This window comes from Desulfobulbus alkaliphilus, from assembly GCF_016918545.1.
Classification (GTDB): Bacteria; Desulfobacterota; Desulfobulbia; order Desulfobulbales; family Desulfobulbaceae; genus Desulfobulbus; species Desulfobulbus alkaliphilus.
Genome location: NZ_JAFFQC010000373.1, coordinates 1 through 404 on the forward strand (window position 1 = coordinate 1; position 404 = coordinate 404).

Below are 404 nucleotides of genomic sequence, written 5' to 3' on the forward strand. Positions count from 1 at the left end.
GAGTTATACTGCACTTTGCATTTTTCCCGTAACCTTCCCTTTCACGCGTTCAAGGACTGACCATGAAATTCAAAGCGTTTTTGCTGCAAAGCGTTGCCCTCGCCCTGCTCTTTTCGATATCGCCGGTGCAGGCAGAAACCGTGCTGCGCTACACCGATCACGAGCCGCTCAGCAACATGCGTACCAAAGTGATTAAAGACGTTTTTTTTGCCGCCATCGCTGAGGAATCGCACGGGCGTCTGCGCGTGGAAGATCACTGGAACGGCGAGCTGGCGGTCAGCTACGACGCGCTGAAAACGGTCAGCGAAGGGAAAGTCGCGGATATGGGCATCGTGGTGCCGGAATATACCGCAGAGCAATTACCGCTGCATCAGATCTTCAAAAGCTTCCCGCTGGGGCCAGAC

The 404-nt window shown here is 54.5% G+C and carries 1 pseudogene; it reads left to right on the plus strand.

Annotated features, from left to right (window positions below):
• Positions 1-62: 62 nt before the first annotated feature.
• Positions 63-404: pseudogene (locus JWG43_RS18995) on the plus strand (ABC transporter substrate-binding protein); the annotation flags it as partial.